Here is a 16,733-nt window from a genome sequence, read left to right on the forward strand (position 1 = left end):
GGGGGTGACAATGATTGATTTGATGGAGCGCCAACAGGCATTGCGCGCGCGACGCCGCGATCTGATCAACCGGTTGCGGGAGACCCGGCTCAGCGCCGAACCGCGCCGGCAGATACGGGAGCACGGGGCAGGGAGTCCGACCTCCGGACCTGCGCTTTCGACGCAGGGAACGGTCCGGCAATTACGTCGGCTTCAGGCCGCACTCGACCGGGTCGCCGATGGACGCTACGGAATCTGCATGCAATGCGGCGGCCAGATCAGCGCGGCACGGCTGAACGCGGATCCCTCCACGACACTCTGCGCCTCTTGCAAAGGGGAAGGTTAATCCCAACCTGTGCAATGGCCCTTTGGTTCACCAGATCGCTAGGGAGCAACGCGATGACAACTGACCAAGCCCTCACCAAGGTCTTCACCCTTCTCGACCGGGTGCAGGCCGACCCGGCCCGCGGATTTGTCTGCGAGGCCGAGCTTGCCCGCGCTGTCACGGAGCTCGAGGCCAAGAATGTCGAAGTGCCCTCGTCGCTTGTCGATCTCTGCGCGCGTCTGCGTGCCGAGAAGCGGGCCTTTGAAGCGCAGGAAGACGCGTTCGACAATATGCCGATCTGATCCGCATGCCGGACCGATCTGCATAGGTCCAGATCCAGCTCAAAGGCGATCCGCAAGGGTCGCCTTTTTCGGTTTGAGCCTTTCTGTCCCGCGCGGTGGCGGGCTCTGGCGGCTGCATCAGGTTTCCGCGAATTTCCTGTAAGAACGCCCGTTTCCCGGGCAAGGCTGTTGTTGCGGCGGAGCGGCCAATCCGCACCTGTTAACCCTATTGCAAACCTATGCGACTGCTGTCAGCGTGCTCCCAAAACGGGGCGTCACGACCCCAGGTCATGACAGGGAGACAGAGATGACTTTGATGAAATCGGCACTGGCCACGTCCGCATGCGTGCTATTGGGAACCGGTGGGGCTTGGGCCTGTGATGTCTCGGCTGGCTCAATTCGCATTTTGTCCAATGATTTTCCGGCATTGCAGGCGGTGAATGGCGCGGCAGCTGAATGCGCCGCCGATGGCGTGACGGTTACGGCGAACATGACGACCGAGCATCGGAACATTCAGGTGCCTGCCCTGACCGCGGACCCGGCGGAATATACCGTGGCGGTCGTGTCCAACAGCTCTCTCGTGCCGCTGCTGACGGATGGTCTGGTGCGGACGCTCGATGATCTGATTGCGGCCCATGGCGCGACGGTGTCCCCGAACCAGCGGATCGTGATCAATGGCGAAACCAAGGCGATCGCCTTCCAGGCCAATGCCCAGCATCTTTATTATCGCGAGGATATCCTGCAGGAGGTCGGCCTTGATGTGCCCGAGACCTATGCCGAGGTCCTCGCGGCGGCCAAGGCGATCAAGGAGGCCGGCCTGATGGAGTTCCCCGTGGGGGGCACCTACAAGGCGGGCTGGAACGTGGCGCAGGAATTCGTGAACATGTATCTGGGCACGGGTGGTGCATTCTTCGAGCCGGGCTCGGCGGCCCCTGCCATCGCCAATGCGCAAGGTGAAGCCGCGCTGGAGATGATGAAGGCGCTTACAGAATACATGAACCCGGACTATTTGACATATGATTCCAATGCATTGCAGGCGGAATTTGAAGCCGGAAACGTGGCGCTCGCCAATTTCTGGGGCTCACGGACCGGCGGTGTGACAGATGCGGAAGGGGCCGCGCCCGAGATTGCCGGCGCGATCAAGTTCGCCGCCGCCCCGACCATCGGGGATGGCGGGCGTCCGGCCTCCACCCTGTGGTGGGATGGCTTCACCATCGCCTCGAATATCAGCGACGAGGACGCGACCGCGAGCTTCATCGCCATGCTCAATGGCGCATCGACAGATGTGGCCAATGCCAATCCGGATGCTGCGGTTTGGCTGATTGACGGGTACACGCCCGGTGCCGCCGCGACCGGGGTACTGGCCACCGCGCAGGCGGGCACGGCGCCCTATCCGATGCTGCCCTATATGAGCCTGCTGCATACGGCGCTCGGCACGGAAATCGTCGAGTTCCTGCAGGGCGGCGAGAGCGCGGCCCAGGCGCTCGCGGATGTGGAGGCTTCCTATATCGCGGCGGCCAAGGAAGCAGGCTTTCTCAACTAAGCGCGCGCGCAGGTCCGGGGCGGGTGCGCGCCCCGGATAATCCCGTACCCCGGAGACCGAGATGAAGCACAAGACGTTTTTCTGGTTCATGCTGCCGTCGGCCTTCGCGATGCTCCTTTTCATCGCACTGCCCATCGCATCGGTCTTCGTTCAATCCCTCTTTGTCGAGAACGAGAAGGTGCTGGTCGAGGTCACAACGAGTGGCCCCTTTGGCAGTACCACCCAGGTGATGGTCGATGAGGAGGCGACGGCGGCCCTGAACGCTGCGCAGCCGCTGGGTCAGTTCAACGGGCTGGCCACCTATACGAACCGCAACCACCTGGCCTTTGCCGAGATCGGGGCGTTCTGGCGCAGCAGTGACAGTCTCGGCGCCTTCATCAAGCAAGTCTATGGCCTGCCATTCTACAAGGCGCTGACCTTCACGCTGGCCTATACCTTCATCGTGACGCCCCTGATCATCGCGCTGGGGTTCCTGATCGCGGTGGCGGTGAACGCGCTGCCCAAGATTCTGAAGGGTCCGGTGATCTTCACCTCGCTTCTGCCGATGATTATCACGCCGCTTGTCGGCTCGCTGATCCTGTTCTGGATGATCGACAGTCGCGGGGTGATCGGGAAAACCCTGCAATTCATCTTTGAGGACCCGGATCTCAGCCTCAAGGCCTCGCCGACGCTGACCTGGATCACGTTGATGGTCTATGGTGTCTGGTCCTCGGCGCCCTTTGCCTTCGTGGTGTTCTATGCGGGCCTCCAGACAGTCCCGCAGGACACGCTGGAATCCGCGATGATCGACGGGGCCACCCGGTGGGAGCGGATCCGGTACGTGGTGCTCCCGTATCTGATGCCGCTGGTGACCTTCATCGCGCTCATCCAGCTCATGGACAATTTCCGGGTGTTCGAGCCGATCGTCGGGTTCAACGCCGAGGCGAATGCGACCTCGCTCAGTTGGATCATCTATAACGATCTCAGGGGGAGCGAGGTGTCCCTGTTCGGCTCTGCAGCCGCCACGTCGATGCTGACGATCCTGGGTGTCGCGATCCTGCTGACGCCGGTTCTGATCCGGACCTGGCGCGATTTCTCGAAGACGGGGCACTGAGATGGCGACCAATATCGCGACGCAACGATCCTTGCCCCTGCGGCTGTTCCTCTGGGGGTTCGTGCTGGTCTGGCTGGTGCTGGCGGCGTTCCCGTTCCTTTGGACCCTTTGGGGCTCGTTCAAGGTTCAGGGCGATTTCTTTAGCCGAGAGGATTGGCGCAACGCGCTCTCGGGGGTGCGGACGATTGCCGAGACCGGCGGGTATTTCACCGGTGGCGGCTATGAGGGCGCCTGGGTTCAGGAGGAGTTCTGGCGGGCGGGGCTGAACACGATGATCGTGACCCTCTGCGTGGTCGCGATCTCGCTGACCTTCGGAACGCTCGGGGGCTATGCGCTGAGCCGGTCGAGCTTCAAATACACGTTCTGGATCCTGATGGCGGCGCTGATCTTTCGCGCCATGCCGCATATCACGCTGGTCTCGGGCTATCTGTTGCCTTTTTTCGAGCTGAACATCTGGGGGATCCTGCCGACGACGATCATCGTTCTGGTGGCGATCAACCAGCCCTTCACCCTGTGGATGCTGCGCTCGTTCTTCATGAACATTCCGAAGGATCTGGATGAGAGCGCCATGGTCGATGGCTGCACCCGGTTTCAGGCTTTTCGCCGGGTGATCATCCCGGTCATGTGGCCGGGAGTGATCACCACGGGTCTGTTCTCGTTCCTTCTGGCCTATAACGATTTCGCGGTGACGGCGACGCTGCTCAGCCAGGACAATCAGACCATGATCCCCAAGATCGCCAGTTTCCTGGGCACGACGCAGCAGGAGGGCAATGTGATGTTCGCGGTCTCGGCAGTGGTGTCGGCCACGGCGCCGCTCTTCATTCTTGTGCTGTTCTTCCAGCGCCAGATCGTGAGCGGGTTGACCGCCGGGGCGGTGAAAGGATGAGGCGGGCAGGGCGCTCTCCCGCCCCGCGCGACCTGCGGTCTTGGCGGGTTGGGCCCGGCGCGGGCCTGCGGCCCGCGGGTGAGTATTTTCAGAACAATGAGGGGGGCGGCCAGAATGGCTGAGATCCGGCTGAACCATGTGAAGAAGCGCTGGGGCTCCTTCATCGGGGTAGATGATTTCCACCTGACCATCGCGGACAAGGAGTTTCTGGTGCTGCTGGGTCCCTCGGGCTGCGGCAAGACCACAACCATGCGGATGATCGCGGGGTTGGAGGATCCGAGCGATGGCGAGATCTGGATCGGGGACCGGATGGTCAACAGGCTCGATCCCAAGGACCGCGATGTGGCGATGGTGTTCCAGAGCTATGGCCTCTATCCGAACATGAATGTCTACGAGAATATCCGGTTCCCGCTGAAGGTGCGGAAGGTGCCCGAGGCGGAGCATAAGGAGCGCGTGATGCGGGCCTCGGCCATGGTCGAGCTGGACGATTTCCTGCACCGCAAGCCCGCGGCCTTGTCCGGTGGGCAGCGGCAGCGCGTCGCCCTGGCGCGGGCCATCGTGCGTGAGCCGAATGTGTTCCTGATGGACGAGCCGCTCTCGAACCTTGATGCCAAGCTGCGGGTCAGCACACGGGCGCAGATCAAGAACCTGAGCCATGAGTTGCAGGTGACGACGATCTACGTGACCCATGACCAGATCGAGGCCATGACCCTTGCCGATCGCGTGGTGGTGATGTCGGCGGGTGTGGTCCAGCAGGTGGGCACGCCGACGGATATCTATGACCGGCCCGCCAACACATTTGTCGCCAGTTTTATCGGCTCGCCCGCCATGAACCTGATGGAGGGCGAGATTGCCGATGGCGTGTTCCGGGCTGAGAATGTCGAGATCGCCGGGTTCGACTCTGTCTCCGGCAAGGTGACGCTGGGCTTCCGGGCCGAGGATGCGGCAGTGACGGGCGCGGGCGGGCAAATCGCGGCCCCGGTCTACTCCATGGAGCTTCTCGGCGATGCGACCATGGTCACGGTCAAGGCGGGGGGCACGCTGCTCGCGGTGAAAGCGGCCAAGGATTACCGGTCGGAGATCGGCGCGCCGGTGCAATTCAGCGTGCCATCCGAGATCTGCCATCTCTTCGATGCCGAGACCGGAGCGCATCTGTGAGCGGGGCGCGCCCCGAACAGGCGGTGTTGAGCCGTGATACGGACATGACCAAGACGGCTGCCACGCGCGCGGTCATCGAGGGCATGGTCGACGGGCTCAACGATCACCGCATCACCGATATCGGCGAGTTCTTTTCCGAAGGGTTCGGCTGGTACGGCAACCAGGGCTGTGGGACCAAGACCGGCCTCCGGGAGTTTCAGGAGAACTGGCAAAAGCCCTTTCAGGCCGCCTTCTCCGACAAGGTCTGCGTTGACGAGGCGCGGCTCTATATGGGCGAATGGGCGGCGGCTTTCGGGCGGCAGGAGGCTGTGCATACCGGCCCCTTCATGGGGATCGAAGCGACCGGCAAGCGGGTGGAGATCCGCTACATGGATTTCTGGAAGGTCGTGGACGGCAAGATCGTCGACAATTGGGTCATGGTGGATTTCCCCCATGTGCTGGCCCAATTGGGGCATGATGTCTTTGCTGGCGAGGGCTGGGAGGCGTTTGACCGCGGCGAAAAGACCCCGCCTAGCCCGTGAGCGGGGTCAGGCGAGAAAGACGCCTACGATGACGATCATCAGGCCGAGCGCAGAGACCGCAAGCGCGCCGAGATTGAGCGCGACCGCCTTTTGTAGGCGCGCGCGCAAGGCATCCTCGTCCAGTCCGGCACGTTTGGCGCGGGCCACTTCGATGATGCAATAGATGAGACCCAGCAGGCCCAGAACGGTGATCACGGCCCCGGCGGGCACCAGCATGTCCATCCTCTGTCTCCGATTATGCGATCTGTTGCGGCGGGGTAGCGCGCCTGTGGCAGGGGCACAAGTGGGCGCGGTGCGAAACGGTCTTGATGCCCGGTCGGAGACGGGCTACCGCAAGGCCTCAAAGACACTCAGGGAGAATGCGCGAGATGGATGACGCGGTGACGGACAACACCTCAGGGACACCGGACAGCTACCGGGTGACGGCGGGCGAGTTGCGGCAATTCGTTGAGCGGATCGAGCGCCTTGATCAGGAAAAGAAGGACATCGCCGAGCAGCAGAAAGAGGTGATGGCCGAAGCCAAGTCCCGCGGCTACGACACCAAGGTGATGCGCAAGCTCATCGCGCTGCGCAAGCGCGACCCGGACGACATCTCCGAAGAAGAGGCCGTGCTCGAGCTCTACAAGGAAGCGCTTGGCATGTCCTGAGCCCCGGCGCAGGCGTCCGGCGGCACCCGGTTCAGGCGAAGCCGACCGACATGCTGTCTTCGCTTGGCTGCGGGGCGCAGATGGTTCCGCCAACAGCAAGAACCTGCACATCCGGAAGGGTCGCGATCCGCTCGAGATCCTTTTCATAGGCCGCGTCCAGATCGTCGATCCGTCCTTGCGACCAGTCGGGCAGGTCATAGCTTTCGTCCATTTCCTCTGCTTTGGCGAAGCGATCGAGGAAATTCACGGCGGCCCAGCGTCTCTGGGCCACGGTGATCTTGGGATGGCTGTCGAGATAGGCAATGAACTGCTCGAACCCGTCCTGAGTCATGACTTCACGCAGCCGCGCATGGCGTTTATGCAGCGCCGAATTGTCGGTCAGATTGGTGATCGAGGTCATGACCTCGGGCCAGATCAGGGGCGTATCCTCGTTGCACCAGACGGTGATCTCGGCATCCGGGACGGCAAAGCGCAGCCGTTCGATCACGTCATGCCAACTGACCGTCTCCAGATCTATTTCCGCAAGGAAGTCTTCGAAACTGATGTTCTGCCGGCGAGCAAAGATCGCGGGCAGAAAGCTTGACGGGCTGCGCAGACCGATATGAAACGAGACCGGATGATGCGGGAACACATTGCGAAGCCAGACGGCTTTCTGCCCCATCTTGCCGTAGAAGCTGCCCTCGTCAAAAATCTTCTGCTGGGTGCAGATGAAGTTTTCGCTCGCCATGATCAGGCGATGCCCGTCCTTGCCGTCGACGATCGCCTCGAGCACGGCTTCCTCCGCGTCCCGATCGGAATGGGCCCCTTGCAGGCGGCGCACGGTCTCCCGCAGGATCGGGCGATACACGTCGCCCGGTGGCACGATCACGCCATTGCGTTCCAGCATCGGCGCATTGGCCCGCAGGCTTGTCAGAAGAAGGTCGTCGTCGGTGCTATGCGCGCCGATATGGTAAGCGATATGCATGTGTCTTCGTCCGCTGGATCCTGCGCCGAGTTTCGCCGGTTCTGGTTGAGCAAGTGTTAACCGGTTCCGCACCGGATTGCACTTTGTTCGCGCGGGCCTGGCGCACGGGAAAATCGCAGGCGAGCGCGCGAGAGGGCTTGTCACGGCGCGCCCACGACGATAATCACCCGCTCGGAAGCCCCTATAGCTCAGCTGGTAGAGCAACTGATTTGTAATCAGTAGGTCCGCGGTTCGAGTCCGTGTGGGGGCACCATATAATCAAACGGTTAGAGGTACTTGCGTTTGTCCGAAGCGTATTCGTAGCGGTATCTGACCGCTCGAAAATGCTCGAATTGACCGAGTCATCAGGCTTGTTTTGCTCAACCCCTGCTACCATCGCAAACGCCAAACCATTTCCAGCAAACCAAACATCCCAAACAACAACCCTATTTGGACGACGCGCGCGTCGAACCGCATCGCTCCTTGCCCTGCAGGAATTTAACCCGTCAGAGGCCGTGACGGCTTTTGCGGGGGCGCGCCACTACGCCGTGGACGCAGAACACATCAACAGTGCCGAACACCCATCCGCCACCAATCGCGACAGTCATACGCTGCTCTCGGCTGGGATGGTCTGAACCCTTAACTTCGACGCGGCCTTCGGTGGGACGACGTCGAAGGCATGTGGCGGCTTCGAAGGCCGGGGACGGCGAGGTCCCAAAACCATCGCCCGCCGATGCTCTGGCCGACGCTCTGCGCCTATTCGTTTGATCCGCTCATCCCGGTTATCCCGGGTACAGGCCCCTCGGCGTGGACGCGGCCATGGTGTTCTTGCGGCCCTCTGACTCAGTGTGCCTCTCCACTGCGCCCGCAGGCAGGCGGTGGACCGGACAATTTCTTTCACGCTACGTTCTGCCAGCCTCTCGACCCGGCCATCCCCGGCTGATCCCTATGGTGCGGTGGGATCAGTCCGCCGGGGGGTAGCGGCGGTCGCTTTCCAGATCATTGAGGTCGAGATGATTGCGCATATAGCGCTCCGACGCTTTCTGGAGCGGCTGAAAATCCCACGGGAAGTAGCCGCCCTGCCGCAGCGCGTCATAGACCACCAGTCGTCGCGCCTGACTTTCGCGCACCGCGGCGTCGAATGCTGCCAGATCCCAGCGCGCCTCGGATTTCGCGCGCAGGCTGGTCACCGTGCCTTGATGGGCCGGGTCCTCGGCCAGGTTGCGCAGCTCCTGCGGGTCGGCCTCCAGATCGAAGAGCTGATCGGGGTCGAGCGCGCAGCGGGTGTATTTCCACTTGCCATAACGCAGGGCGACCATGGGGGCATAGGACGCCTCAGCCGCGTATTCGATGGCCACGGGTGCGGTCCGTTCGGCCCCCTGGCCAAGGGGCACGAGGCTCTCGCCCTGGAGCCAGGGTGCGATCTCTGCCAGATCGACCCCCGCCAGATCGCAGAGGGTCGGGCAGACATCGATGGTCGAGACCGGAGTGCCCACGCAGCCCGGGGCCATGCCGGGGGCGGCGATCATCAAAGGCACCCGCGCGGAGCCCTCGAAGAAGGACATCTTGAACCACAGACCCCGCTCGCCCAGCATATCCCCATGGTCCGAGACAAAGAGGATCACCGCCTCCTGCTCCATCTCCTCCAGTGTGCGGAGGATCTCGCCGATCTTGTCGTCGAGATAGCTGAGATTGGCGAAATAGGAGCGGCGGGCCTGCCGGATATCGTCCTCGGTGATGTCATAGCTGCGCCAGTCATTGGCATCAAAGATCCGCTGCGAATGGGGGTCGTGATCGCCGTAATCCATGGCCGGGGTCTGGGGCAGGAGGTGCGCGCACTCCTCATAGAGATCCCAGTGTTTCCGCCGTGCCACGTAAGGATCGTGCGGGTGGGTGAAGCTCACGGTGAGGCACCAGGGCCGGCTGTCCTTGCTGCGCGCGTAGTCCTGGATTTTGCGCTGTGCGTGAAAGGCGACCTCATCGTCATATTCCAGCTGATTGGTGATCTCGGCCACGCCCGCGCCGGTGACCGAGCTCATATTGTGATACCACCAGTCGATCCGTTCGCCCGGCTTGCGGTAATCCGGGGTCCAGCCGAAATCCGGCGGATAGATATCCGTGGTCAGCCGCTCTTCATAGCCATGAAGCTGATCTGGCCCGACGAAATGCATCTTGCCGCTCAGGCAGGTCTGATAGCCCGCCCGGCGCAGATGATGCGCAAAGGTCGGCACGGCAGAGGGGAATTCGGCGGCATTGTCGTAGACCCCCGTGGCCGAAGGCAATTGCCCGGACATGAACGCCGCCCGGCCCGGCGCGCAGAGCGGCGAGCCCGTATAGGCATTGGCAAACCGGGTGGAGCGCGCGGCCAGCGCCTTGAGGTTGGGCAGATGCAGCCACTCCGCCGGGCCGTCGGGAAAGAGCGTCCCGTTGAGCTGGTCCACCATCAGGATCAGGATATTCGGGCGTGTCTGCGGCGCGGTCATGGGCGATGTCCTCGGGCTCAGCGTTGGCTGGTCTGCCAGTTCGGGTTGATCCAGGGTTCGACATTTTCCGGGGGCAGGGGCGCGCGCCCGAGAATATGATCGGCCGCCTTTTCGCCCACCATGGTCGACGGCGCGTTGAGATTGCCATTGGGCACCCGCGGGAAGATCGAGCTGTCAGCAAGGCGCAGCCCCTCGACCCCGATCACCCGGCATTCGGGATCGACCACCGCCATGGGGTCGTCGCGCCGCCCCATCCGGGCCGTGCCGCAGGGGTGATAGGCGCTCTCCACATGTTCCTTGATGAAGGCGTTCAGGTCGTCATCCGATTGCACATCCACGCCCGGCTGGATCTCATGTTTCGAGAAGGGCTTGAAGGCGTCCTGGGCAAAGATCTCGCGCGTCAGGCGAATGCAGCGCCTGAAATCTTCCCAGTCCTGATCGGTGCTCATGTAGTTGAAGAGGATCTTCGGGGCGTCCATCGGGTCCGCCGAACGCAAGGTGACCGCCCCGCGCGAGGGGGAGCGCATGGGGCCCACATGGGCCTGAAACCCGTGGCCCTCGGCGGCGGCCTGCCCGTCATAACGCACCGCAATCGGCAGGAAATGATACTGGATATCGGGGTATTCGACGCCCGGCTTGCTGCGGATGAAGGCGCAGCTTTCAAACTGGTTCGACGCGCCGGGACCCGAGCGGGTGAAGAGCCAGCGCGCGCCGACATAGGCTTTGCCCAGCAGGTTCCAGTAGGAATAGAGGCTCACCGGCTGGCTCGCCGCCATCTGCAGATAGAGCTCCAGATGATCCTGCAGGTTCTGACCCACGCCGGGTCGGTCCGCGATCAAAGGGATCCTGTGCTTGGCCAGATGGGAGGCGGGGCCGATCCCCGACAGCATCAGCAGCTTGGGCGAGTTGAAGGCCGAGGCGGCGAGGATGACCTCTTCGCGCGCCTTGATCGTCTCGATCTTGCCGCCCCGGGTGATCTCGACGCCGGTGGCGCGACCGTTCTGGACCGTGATCTTGCGGGCAAACCCCCGGATCAGGTCACAGTTCTCGCGCTTCAGCGCCGGGCGCAGATAGGCGTTGGCGCCGGACCAGCGCTGGCCCTTGTGAACGGTCATGTCGAAGGGGCTGAAGCCTTCCTGCTGCTGGCCGTTATAGTCGGCGCTGACCGGATAGCCCGCCTCGCGCCCGGCCTCGATAAAGGCGCGGGTCAGCGGGTTCGACAGGTTGCCGCGCTGCACATGGAGCGGTCCGTTCGTGCCGCGCCAATCGGTATCTCCGCCATGGCCGCGCGGATCCCAGGCCTCCATCCGTTTGTAATAGGGCAGCACATCCGCATAGCCCCAGCCATCGGCACCGCTGTCGCGCCAATGGTCGAAATCCTTGGCATGCCCGCGCACATAGACCATGCCGTTGATCGAAGAGGATCCGCCGATCACCTTGCCCCGGGGCGCGGCCAGCCGCCGTCCGCCCAGATGGGGTTCCGGCTCGGTCCGGTAGCCCCAATCGTAGCGCGGCATGTTCATGGGATAGCTCAGCGCGCCCGGCATCTGGATGAGCGGCCCTGCATCGGTGCCGCCATGCTCGATCACCAGAACCGAGCGACCGGCCTCGGCCAGCCGGAAGGCCATGGCGCAGCCCGCGCTGCCCGCGCCTACGATGACATAATCGGCTTCCATCAATAGGGGGCCTCCACATCGCCCATGCGGACATAGACGGATTTCAGTTGCGAGTAGTGCGCGATCGCGGCCTTGGCGTTCTCGCGACCGACGCCGGACTGCTTGGCCCCGCCAAAGGGCATCTCCACCGGCGCGTCGTTATAGGAGTTGATGAAACAGGTCCCGGCCTCAAGCCCTGCGATCATCCGGTGCGCGCGCGAGATGTCCCGGGTGAACACCCCCGCCGAGAGGCCGAACTCCGTCGCATTGGCGCGGGCGAGCACCTCGGCCTCGTCGTCGAAATCCAGTACAGCCATGACCGGGCCGAAGATCTCTTCGCGGGCGATGGCCATGTCATCGGTCACATCGGCAAAGACCGTGGGCGGCAGGAAGAAGCCCGGACGATCCTCCGGCGCGCCGCCACAGACCAGCCGCGCGCCCTCGGCCGCGCCCTTGGCGATGTAGCCCTGCACGATCTCGCGCTGTGCCGCGCTGACCATGGGGCCGAAATTCACCTCCGGATCCTGCGGATCGCCCATGACTACACCCTTCAGGCGTTCGGTCAGGCGGGCAAGAAATACCTCCTTGATGCCGCGCTGGACAAAGACCCGCGTCCCATTGGAGCAGATCTGCCCCGAGGAATAGAAATTCCCGAGGATCGCGCCGCCCACGGCGTTCTCGAGATCCGCATCGTCAAAGATGATCAGCGGCGATTTGCCCCCAAGCTCCATGGTGACATGGCGGATGCCTTCGGCGGCGGCGGCATAGACCTTGCGTCCTGTGGGCACCGAACCGGTCAGTGTGACTTTGTCCACGCGCGGATCCGCGACCAGCGCACCGCCAACCGCGCCCGCCCCGTTGACCACGTTGAAGACACCCGGCGGCAGCCCGGCTTCCACAAGGATCTCGGCGATTTTCAGGGCGCAGAGCGGCGTCGTCTCCGACGGTTTGAAGACCAGCGCATTGCCGCAGGCCAGCGCGGGCGCGGCCTTCCAGCAGGCGATCTGGGTCGGGTAGTTCCACGCCCCGATCCCGACGCAAAGCCCGAGGGGCTCGCGCCGCGTATAGGCCCAGTCCTGGCCGAGCTGGATATGCTCGCCCGTCAGGCTCCCGGCGAGACCGCCGAAATATTCCAGCGCGTCGGCCCCGCTGGTGGCGTCGGCCACGCTGGTCTCCTGGATCGGCTTGCCGGTGTCATAGGTCTCAAGCACGCTGAGCGCCTCGTTCCGCGCCCGGATCAGATCGGCGGCCCGGCGCAGCACGCGCCCGCGCTCGGTTCCGCTGCGTGCAGCCCAATCCGCCTGCGCTGCCTTGGCGGAGGTCAGCGCCTGCTCGATGATCGCAGGTGTCGCCGCGTAGACTCGCCCGATCACCGCGCCCGTGGCGGGGTAGATCACGTCGATGGGCGCGCCCGCGCTGTCCTCGACATAGGCGCCATTGATGAAATGGCTGGCGGTGGGCTGGGTGTCGTATCTCATTTTTGGTCTCCGAGCATGGACTCGACAACGGACAGAACGATCTGCGGCGCAGCACTGGAGAGCTGCAGCCCATCAAAGGCCGCGCGCAGGTAGATGCCATCGATGGTGGCGGCGGTGGCCTCGGCCACGCGCACGGGCGCATCGGTCAGGGGGCGCAGGGCGTCCACGAGGTTGGAATGCAACCGGCGCTGGTACAGCCGCAAGAGGCGCGCGGCCTCGGGCGAAGATTGCGCCTGCGCGTAAAAGAACATCCAGGCATTGACCGTGGGCTGGGTGAAGCAACTGTCGGCGAAATTGGCCATGATGATTGCCGTCAGGCGCGCCCGGGGTGTCGTTGCCTCGGCGAGGGCAGAGCGCACCTCGCGGCCATATTCGCGCAGGATATGGCGCATGGCGGCGAGGAACATCTGGTCCTTCTTGCCAAAGTAGTGATGGGCCAGCGCACTCGACATACCGGCCCGGCGCGCGATCCGGCTGACCGGCACGTCCAGCGAGCCGGAGGCCCCGATCTCGTCAATGATGGCCTGAACCAGCGCCTCGCGGCGGATCGGTTCCATTCCCAGTTTTGGCACGCGGATCTCTTTCCTTGCGGGCGGCGTGTTTTTTGTTGACTGGTCGATCAAGAACCTCTCTTTATTGATTAGTCAATCAAGAAAAACGCCTCGGGAGAGTCCGTCTCATGAAACTTACTTCTGCCATCTCGGTGCTCGCGATCTGCAGCGCCATGCCCGCCTTTGCCAATTGCACCTCCGTGACCTTCTCGGATGTGGGCTGGACCGACATCACCGCGACCACGGCGGCCACGACCGAGCTGCTGCAGGCGCTGGGATATGAGACCGAGATCAAGGTCCTGTCGGTGCCGGTGACCTACACGGCCATGGCAGAGGGCGATATCGACGTGTTTCTCGGCAACTGGATGCCCACGATGGAGGCCGATATCGCGCCGTACCGCGAGGCGGGCACAGTGGACACCGTGCGCGAGAACCTCGAAGGGGCGAAATACACGCTGGCGGTCAACGACGCGGCCTTGGCGCTGGGGATCAAGGATTTCGCGGATATCGCGGCCCATGAGGATGCGCTGGACGGCAAGATCTATGGCATCGAGCCGGGCAATGACGGCAACCGCCTGATCCAGTCCATGATCGACGCCAATGCCTTTGGCCTCGAAGAATTCGAAGTGGTCGAAAGCTCCGAGCAGGGGATGCTGGCGCAGGTGGCGCGCGAAACCCGGGGCGGCGATCCGATCGTCTTCCTCGGCTGGGAGCCGCACCCGATGAACGCAAATTTCGAGATGGGTTACCTGACCGGCGGGGACGAGTTCTTTGGCCCGAACCTGGGCGGGGCAACGGTCTATACCAACACCCGCGCGGGCTATGTGGCGGAATGCCCGAATGTGGGCGCGCTGCTGGGCAACCTGAAATTCTCCCTCGCGATGGAGAACGAGATCATGGGCGCGATCCTCAATGACGGCGAAGACCCCGAGGACGCGGCCACGGCCTGGATCTCGGCCAATGGCGACATGGTTCTGGGCTGGCTCGACGGAGTGACCACCGCCGATGGCGGCGATGCCATGGCCGCCGTGAAAGAGGCCTTCGGGCTCTGATCCCCGGGTGGGGCGCGACAGCGCCCCTTTCGACCGGGATAGGAACGACAGACGAGGGACAGCGTGGATTGGCTGACGGATACTAAGATCCCGGTGGGGAAGACCGCGCAGGTGGTCTTTGACTGGCTGCAGGTCAGCGCCGCGCCGGTCTTCGACTGGATCTCCGACGTGATGGAGGGGTTGATCGACGGGATGCTCTGGGTCTTCCAGACGCCGCACCCCCTGATCGTGATCGCGGTCTTCGCGGCCATCGCATGGTTTCTGCAGCGCTCGCGCGCGACCACGGCGATGGTGGTCCTCGGGTTCCTCTTCATCCTCAATCAGGGCTACTGGGAGGAAACGACCGAGAGCCTGACCCTCGTTCTGGCCTCCTGTCTCGTCTGCATGGCGATCGGTGTTCCCATCGGGATCGCCGCCGCGCACCGGCCCTGGCTCTTTCGGGCGCTGCGTCCCTTTCTGGACTTGATGCAGACGCTGCCAACCTTCGTCTATCTCATTCCAGCGATTATCTTTTTCGGGATCGGCATGGTGCCGGGTCTGATCGCGACGGTGATCTTCGTGGTGCCCGCACCGATCCGGCTGACCCATCTCGGCGTCTCCTCCACGCCCGCGCCGCTGCTGGAGGCCGCGCGGGCCTTTGGCGCCACATCGCGACAGGTGCTGTGGAAGGTCGAGTTGCCCTATGCCCTGCCGCAGATCATGACCGGGCTGAACCAGACCATCATGCTGTCGCTTTCGATGGTCGTGATCGCCGCGCTGGTCGGGGCGGACGGGCTGGGCGTGCCGGTTGTACGCGCGCTCAACCAGGTGAACACCGCGCTCGGGTTCGAGAGCGGCTTCGTGATCGTGGTCGTCGCCATCCTTCTCGACCGCGTCCTGCGGGTGGAGCGCAAATGACCGAGACAGCCGTTTCCTTCGACAATGTGTCCATCGTCTTTGGCGCTGATCCGAAAGCCGCGCTGCCGCTCATGGATGCGGGCCAGGACCGGGCCGAGATCCAGCGCGACACGGGGCAGGTGCTCGGCGTGCATAACTGCGCATTGGAGGTGCAATCGGGCGAGATCCTCGTGCTCATGGGGCTCTCGGGTTCGGGCAAATCCACGCTTCTGCGGGCGGTGAATGGCCTGAACCCGGTGGTGCGCGGCGCGGTCCATGTGAATGACGGCGCGGGCATGGTGGATGTCACCCATGCGGATGAGGCGACCCTGCGACGGGTCCGGGCACAGCATGTGGCCATGGTGTTTCAGCAATTCGGCCTGCTGCCCTGGCGCAGCGTGCACGAGAATGTCGGGCTCGGTCTCGAGCTGGCGGGGCTGTCGGCCGCCGAGCGCGGGCCGCGCGTGGATGCCCAGCTCAAGCTGGTCGGTCTGGCCGATTGGGCGGATCGCAAGGTCGAAGAGCTCTCGGGCGGGATGCAGCAGCGCGTGGGCCTCGCCCGCGCCTTTGTCACCGAAGCGCCCATCCTGCTCATGGACGAACCCTTCTCGGCGCTCGACCCGCTGATCCGCACGAAGCTGCAGGATGAGCTGCTGGAGCTGCAGGAGACCTTGCAGCGCACGATCATCTTCGTCAGCCATGATCTGGACGAGGCCTTCAAGATCGGCAACCGCATCGCGATCATGGAAGGCGGGCGGATCGTTCAATGCGGCACCCCGCAAGAGATTTTCTCAGATCCTGCAACGGATTACGTGGCAGAGTTCGTCGCCCATATGAACCCGCTCGGCGTGCTGTGCGCGCGCGACGTGATGCAGCCCAGCACGGTCCGGCACGCAGCCGAGGTCGCGGCAGAGGCGGATATCCGCGAGGTGATGGAGGCCGCGCGCAAGACCGAAACCCCCACCAGCGTGGTGGAAAACGGCGCGGTGGTGGGCGAGATCACGCGGGCCTCGATCCTCGGCAAACTGCTCGATCCGCGCAGCTGATCCGGGCAGGTACGGCCCGGCGCATCTGTTGCCGGAATGGCAACTCTATGCTACCAAATTCGATATTATTGATGACGCGCAGGGTGTTTTTCAGCGCGATGTTTTGTCTTGAGGGGGCCGGGTGGCATCACATGGAATCCAGACGATTGCGCGTTGGGGGGCGGGTCGCCGCGATCCCGGGGCTGCCGTCTCGGTCCGCCCGGCGTCGGTTTTCAC

General features: G+C 63.6%; 18 protein-coding genes and 1 tRNA gene. 13 read left to right on the forward strand and 6 right to left on the reverse strand.

The window, feature by feature from the left end:
* Nucleotides 1-10 precede the first annotated feature (10 nt).
* From ACP15I_RS17730 to ACP15I_RS17760, 7 genes are all read left to right on the forward strand, one after another.
* Nucleotides 11-325, forward strand: a complete 315-nt coding sequence (locus tag ACP15I_RS17730) for a TraR/DksA family transcriptional regulator (protein ID WP_424976104.1) — start codon at nucleotides 11-13, stop codon at nucleotides 323-325.
* A 53-nt stretch (nucleotides 326-378) separates the two neighbouring features.
* On the forward strand, nucleotides 379-606 hold the full coding sequence (locus ACP15I_RS17735) for a hypothetical protein (RefSeq protein WP_424967243.1): 228 nt from the start codon (nucleotides 379-381) through the stop codon (nucleotides 604-606).
* 286 nt (nucleotides 607-892) lie between these two features.
* Nucleotides 893-2,128: an ABC transporter substrate-binding protein gene (locus ACP15I_RS17740; RefSeq protein ID WP_424976105.1), complete on the forward strand. Its 1,236-nt coding sequence runs from the start codon at nucleotides 893-895 to the stop codon at nucleotides 2,126-2,128.
* A 61-nt stretch (nucleotides 2,129-2,189) separates the two neighbouring features.
* Nucleotides 2,190-3,221 (forward strand): carbohydrate ABC transporter permease, encoded by a 1,032-nt coding sequence (locus ACP15I_RS17745; RefSeq protein WP_424967245.1) that lies wholly within the window; start codon nucleotides 2,190-2,192, stop codon nucleotides 3,219-3,221.
* 1 nt (nucleotide 3,222) lies between these two features.
* Nucleotides 3,223-4,107 carry a carbohydrate ABC transporter permease gene (locus ACP15I_RS17750; protein ID WP_424967246.1) on the forward strand — a complete coding sequence of 295 codons (885 nt, stop codon included), beginning with the start codon at nucleotides 3,223-3,225 and terminating at the stop codon, nucleotides 4,105-4,107.
* Between the two features lie 114 nt (nucleotides 4,108-4,221).
* Complete coding sequence (locus ACP15I_RS17755) at nucleotides 4,222-5,265, forward strand: ABC transporter ATP-binding protein (RefSeq protein ID WP_424976106.1); 1,044 nt, start codon at nucleotides 4,222-4,224, stop codon at nucleotides 5,263-5,265.
* Nucleotides 5,262-5,786: an ester cyclase gene (locus tag ACP15I_RS17760; protein ID WP_424976107.1), complete on the forward strand. Its 525-nt coding sequence runs from the start codon at nucleotides 5,262-5,264 to the stop codon at nucleotides 5,784-5,786. The genes ACP15I_RS17755 and ACP15I_RS17760 overlap by 4 nt, the downstream gene beginning before the upstream one ends.
* 6 nt (nucleotides 5,787-5,792) lie before the next feature.
* Here the strand turns inward: ACP15I_RS17760 and ACP15I_RS17765 are convergent, their stop codons facing one another.
* Nucleotides 5,793-6,008 (reverse strand): hypothetical protein, encoded by a 216-nt coding sequence (locus tag ACP15I_RS17765; protein WP_424976108.1) that lies wholly within the window; start codon nucleotides 6,006-6,008, stop codon nucleotides 5,793-5,795.
* A gap of 146 nt (nucleotides 6,009-6,154) precedes the next feature.
* Here ACP15I_RS17765 and ACP15I_RS17770 point away from each other — a divergent pair, with 146 nt between their 5' ends.
* A complete protein-coding gene (locus ACP15I_RS17770; RefSeq protein WP_424967250.1) occupies nucleotides 6,155-6,433 on the forward strand; it encodes a DUF2312 domain-containing protein in 279 nt (92 codons plus the stop codon).
* A gap of 31 nt (nucleotides 6,434-6,464) precedes the next feature.
* On the opposite strand, the gene ACP15I_RS17775 is transcribed toward ACP15I_RS17770, so the two are convergent.
* Nucleotides 6,465-7,397 (reverse strand): hypothetical protein, encoded by a 933-nt coding sequence (locus tag ACP15I_RS17775; protein WP_424976109.1) that lies wholly within the window; start codon nucleotides 7,395-7,397, stop codon nucleotides 6,465-6,467.
* A 177-nt stretch (nucleotides 7,398-7,574) separates the two neighbouring features.
* Here ACP15I_RS17775 and ACP15I_RS17780 point away from each other — a divergent pair.
* A tRNA-Thr gene (locus ACP15I_RS17780) sits at nucleotides 7,575-7,650 on the forward strand.
* Nucleotides 7,651-7,720: 70 nt separating this feature from the next.
* Nucleotides 7,721-8,011, forward strand: a complete 291-nt coding sequence (locus tag ACP15I_RS17785) for a hypothetical protein (RefSeq protein ID WP_424976110.1) — start codon at nucleotides 7,721-7,723, stop codon at nucleotides 8,009-8,011.
* 327 nt (nucleotides 8,012-8,338) lie between these two features.
* Here ACP15I_RS17785 and betC read toward each other — a convergent pair whose 3' ends face one another.
* From betC to betI, 4 genes are read right to left on the reverse strand one after another with little or no spacing between them, the layout of a single operon-like run.
* Entirely contained in the window at nucleotides 8,339-9,859 is a 1,521-nt protein-coding gene (gene betC, locus ACP15I_RS17790; protein ID WP_424976111.1) for a choline-sulfatase, read from the reverse strand.
* A 17-nt stretch (nucleotides 9,860-9,876) separates the two neighbouring features.
* Nucleotides 9,877-11,535, reverse strand: coding sequence for a choline dehydrogenase (betA, locus tag ACP15I_RS17795; protein ID WP_424976112.1), 1,659 nt, complete (start codon nucleotides 11,533-11,535; stop codon nucleotides 9,877-9,879).
* Nucleotides 11,535-12,992 (reverse strand): betaine-aldehyde dehydrogenase, encoded by a 1,458-nt coding sequence (gene betB / locus ACP15I_RS17800; RefSeq protein ID WP_424976113.1) that lies wholly within the window; start codon nucleotides 12,990-12,992, stop codon nucleotides 11,535-11,537. Before betB ends, betA begins: the two co-directional genes overlap by 1 nt.
* On the reverse strand, nucleotides 12,989-13,564 hold the full coding sequence (betI, locus tag ACP15I_RS17805; protein WP_424967256.1) for a choline-binding transcriptional repressor BetI: 576 nt from the start codon (nucleotides 13,562-13,564) through the stop codon (nucleotides 12,989-12,991). The genes betB and betI overlap by 4 nt, the downstream gene beginning before the upstream one ends.
* A gap of 107 nt (nucleotides 13,565-13,671) precedes the next feature.
* On the opposite strand from betI, the gene choX reads away from it, so the two are divergent.
* From choX to choV, 3 genes are all read left to right on the forward strand, one after another.
* Complete coding sequence (gene choX / locus ACP15I_RS17810; protein WP_424967257.1) at nucleotides 13,672-14,595, forward strand: choline ABC transporter substrate-binding protein; 924 nt, start codon at nucleotides 13,672-13,674, stop codon at nucleotides 14,593-14,595.
* A gap of 63 nt (nucleotides 14,596-14,658) precedes the next feature.
* A complete protein-coding gene (choW, locus tag ACP15I_RS17815; protein WP_424967258.1) occupies nucleotides 14,659-15,492 on the forward strand; it encodes a choline ABC transporter permease subunit in 834 nt (277 codons plus the stop codon).
* Nucleotides 15,489-16,517: a choline ABC transporter ATP-binding protein gene (gene choV, locus ACP15I_RS17820; protein ID WP_424976114.1), complete on the forward strand. Its 1,029-nt coding sequence runs from the start codon at nucleotides 15,489-15,491 to the stop codon at nucleotides 16,515-16,517. The genes choW and choV overlap by 4 nt, the downstream gene beginning before the upstream one ends.
* Nucleotides 16,518-16,733 lie beyond the last annotated feature (216 nt).

The sequence above is a fragment of the Dinoroseobacter sp. S124A genome (assembly GCF_049801015.1).
Lineage (GTDB): Bacteria > Pseudomonadota > Alphaproteobacteria > Rhodobacterales > Rhodobacteraceae > Dinoroseobacter.

What these genes read in the sequence shown, in the direction of transcription:
- ACP15I_RS17750 (WP_424967246.1), top strand. Translation starts at nt 3,223, where the DNA reads ATGGCGACCAATATCGCGACGCAACGATCCTTGCCCCTGCGGCTGTTC.
- ACP15I_RS17730 (WP_424976104.1), top strand. Translation starts at nt 11, where the DNA reads ATGATTGATTTGATGGAGCGCCAACAGGCATTGCGCGCGCGACGCCGC.
- betA (WP_424976112.1), bottom strand. Translation starts at nt 11,535, where the DNA reads ATGGAAGCCGATTATGTCATCGTAGGCGCGGGCAGCGCGGGCTGCGCC.
- ACP15I_RS17775 (WP_424976109.1), bottom strand. Translation starts at nt 7,397, where the DNA reads ATGCATATCGCTTACCATATCGGCGCGCATAGCACCGACGACGACCTT.
- choV (WP_424976114.1), top strand. Translation starts at nt 15,489, where the DNA reads ATGACCGAGACAGCCGTTTCCTTCGACAATGTGTCCATCGTCTTTGGC.
- ACP15I_RS17785 (WP_424976110.1), top strand. Translation starts at nt 7,721, where the DNA reads ATGCTCGAATTGACCGAGTCATCAGGCTTGTTTTGCTCAACCCCTGCT.
- ACP15I_RS17755 (WP_424976106.1), top strand. Translation starts at nt 4,222, where the DNA reads ATGGCTGAGATCCGGCTGAACCATGTGAAGAAGCGCTGGGGCTCCTTC.
- betC (WP_424976111.1), bottom strand. Translation starts at nt 9,859, where the DNA reads ATGACCGCGCCGCAGACACGCCCGAATATCCTGATCCTGATGGTGGAC.
- ACP15I_RS17765 (WP_424976108.1), bottom strand. Translation starts at nt 6,008, where the DNA reads ATGGACATGCTGGTGCCCGCCGGGGCCGTGATCACCGTTCTGGGCCTG.
- ACP15I_RS17745 (WP_424967245.1), top strand. Translation starts at nt 2,190, where the DNA reads ATGAAGCACAAGACGTTTTTCTGGTTCATGCTGCCGTCGGCCTTCGCG.
- ACP15I_RS17735 (WP_424967243.1), top strand. Translation starts at nt 379, where the DNA reads ATGACAACTGACCAAGCCCTCACCAAGGTCTTCACCCTTCTCGACCGG.
- ACP15I_RS17740 (WP_424976105.1), top strand. Translation starts at nt 893, where the DNA reads ATGACTTTGATGAAATCGGCACTGGCCACGTCCGCATGCGTGCTATTG.
- betB (WP_424976113.1), bottom strand. Translation starts at nt 12,992, where the DNA reads ATGAGATACGACACCCAGCCCACCGCCAGCCATTTCATCAATGGCGCC.
- ACP15I_RS17770 (WP_424967250.1), top strand. Translation starts at nt 6,155, where the DNA reads ATGGATGACGCGGTGACGGACAACACCTCAGGGACACCGGACAGCTAC.
- choX (WP_424967257.1), top strand. Translation starts at nt 13,672, where the DNA reads ATGAAACTTACTTCTGCCATCTCGGTGCTCGCGATCTGCAGCGCCATG.